At 68.5% G+C, this 1590-nt stretch carries 4 protein-coding genes and 1 pseudogene; all 5 read left to right on the forward strand.

Annotated elements, in window-relative coordinates:
• Window positions 1–59 precede the first annotated feature (59 nt).
• Window positions 60–449: a DUF3168 domain-containing protein gene (locus tag D2V17_RS03665; RefSeq protein ID WP_119591783.1), complete on the forward strand. Its 390-nt coding sequence runs from the start codon at window positions 60–62 to the stop codon at window positions 447–449.
• 23 nt (window positions 450–472) lie between these two features.
• Window positions 473–880, forward strand: a complete 408-nt coding sequence (locus tag D2V17_RS03670) for a phage major tail protein, TP901-1 family (RefSeq protein ID WP_119591784.1) — start codon at window positions 473–475, stop codon at window positions 878–880.
• Complete coding sequence (locus D2V17_RS03675; RefSeq protein ID WP_119591785.1) at window positions 877–1194, forward strand: gene transfer agent family protein; 318 nt, start codon at window positions 877–879, stop codon at window positions 1192–1194. Before D2V17_RS03670 ends, D2V17_RS03675 begins: the two co-directional genes overlap by 4 nt.
• A complete protein-coding gene (locus D2V17_RS03680) occupies window positions 1191–1388 on the forward strand; it encodes a phage tail assembly chaperone (protein WP_119591786.1) in 198 nt (65 codons plus the stop codon). Before D2V17_RS03675 ends, D2V17_RS03680 begins: the two co-directional genes overlap by 4 nt.
• Window positions 1381–1590, forward strand: a pseudogene (locus D2V17_RS03685) (tail tape measure protein); the annotation flags it as partial. The gene D2V17_RS03680 and the pseudogene D2V17_RS03685, both read left to right, overlap by 8 nt.

Consider the following 1590-nt stretch of genomic DNA (forward strand, 5'->3'; position numbering starts at 1 on the left):
ACAGTCGTGGCGCCGCGCCGAATGGCTGTGGCCCGCCTTCACATCGGAGCCGTAATCCCATGGAAAGTGCTTTGCGCATCGCGCTGATCGACTGGCTGGCAAGCGATCCGCTGCTGGCCCCGCTGCTCAATTCCATCACTGAGGAGGTGCCCAGCCGCACGAGCGCGCCCTGGCTGGCGGTGGCCACCAGCGCCAGCATCGACTGGAGCACCAAGGACCGGCGCGGACGCGAGGTGCGCGTGGCGCTCGAACTGCACCTGCGCGGCGAGGAGGCGGGCGAAAGCGCCGACCTCGCCGCGCTGGTCGCCGACCGGATCGAGACCATGCCCGCCGCGCATCCCACCTTCCGCCTCGTCTCGACGCAGTTCCTGCGCGGCCGCGCCGAACAGCGCGCGAACCTCACGCGCGCGGTGCTGCTCGAATACCGTTTCCGCCTTTTCGAAGCCTGATTTCATTCACGGAGAACCTGCCCATGACTGCCCAAAAAGGCTCTGCCTTCCTGCTCAAGATCGGCGACGGCACCGCCTCGCCCGCCTATGCCACCGTCGCCGGACTGCGCACCACGCAGCTTTCCATCAACGGCGACGCGGTGGTCGTCACCCACAAGCAATCGGGCGGCTGGCGCGACCTGCTCTCAGGCGCGGGGACGCGTTCGGTGTCGGTCAGCGCGGCAGGGATTTTCCTCGGCTCAAGCGCCGAAGCCAAGGTGCGCACCCATGCGCTGGCGGGCACCATCGAGGACTACGAGCTGAGCTTCGAAGACGGCGAGAAGCTGCGCGGGCGCTTCCTCGTCCAGCGGCTCGACTACGCGGGCGACTTCAATGGCGAGCGTAACTACACGTTGCAGCTCGAAAGCTCCGGCCCGGTCGTCCCGGCATGAGTCAGGCTTGCCACAATCCCGCGCGCGGCGAGGCCACGCTGGTGGTGGCAGGCAGGCCCCTGCTGCTGCGTCCCAGCTTTCAGGCGCTGGTGCTGGCCGAGGAAGAGCTTGGCCCGCTGTTCGCGCTGGTCGAGCGGGCGGGTGACGGCCAGCTGCGGCTGTCCGAGATCGCCGCGCTGTTCTGGCACTGCCTTGCCGAGCAGGAGGGCATCACCCGCGAACAGGTGGGCGAGGCGGTGATGGCCATGGGCCTCGCCGCCGCCGCTGCCCCCTTGCGCACGATCCTGCGCCAGATCCTGCAAGGCCGTCCATGAGCGAGCACCTCTCCGACAGCGCCCTGCGGCTGTGCGGGGAGCTGTGCCGGTCGCTGGGCTGGCCCCCACAGGCGTTCTGGCAGGCAACCCCAGCGGAAATTTTCTGCATTTTCGCCAACCAAAATGGCGACCCGGCCGAGGGCCTAACGCGCGGCGAGCTGGCCGCATTGCTGGAGCAAGACAGGCATGAATGACGATCTCGAACCGCTGCTGGTGGAAGTGCGCGCCAGCACCAGCGATTTCCGCGCCGACATCGAGAGCATGCGCGCGAGCGTCGACAGCTCGCTCGTGGGCGGGTTCGAAAAGGCCGGGTCGGTGCTCGAACGCGGGCTGCTCGGCGCGATCCGGCGCGGCAGTCTCGGCTTCGACGACCTCAAGCAGGTCGCCCTGCGCGCT

The sequence above is a fragment of the Aurantiacibacter xanthus genome, assembly GCF_003584015.1.
GTDB lineage: Bacteria > Pseudomonadota > Alphaproteobacteria > Sphingomonadales > Sphingomonadaceae > Alteraurantiacibacter > Alteraurantiacibacter xanthus.

What these genes read in the sequence shown, in the direction of transcription:
- D2V17_RS03680 (WP_119591786.1), top strand. Translation starts at nt 1,191, where the DNA reads ATGAGCGAGCACCTCTCCGACAGCGCCCTGCGGCTGTGCGGGGAGCTG.
- D2V17_RS03675 (WP_119591785.1), top strand. Translation starts at nt 877, where the DNA reads ATGAGTCAGGCTTGCCACAATCCCGCGCGCGGCGAGGCCACGCTGGTG.
- D2V17_RS03665 (WP_119591783.1), top strand. Translation starts at nt 60, where the DNA reads ATGGAAAGTGCTTTGCGCATCGCGCTGATCGACTGGCTGGCAAGCGAT.
- D2V17_RS03670 (WP_119591784.1), top strand. Translation starts at nt 473, where the DNA reads ATGACTGCCCAAAAAGGCTCTGCCTTCCTGCTCAAGATCGGCGACGGC.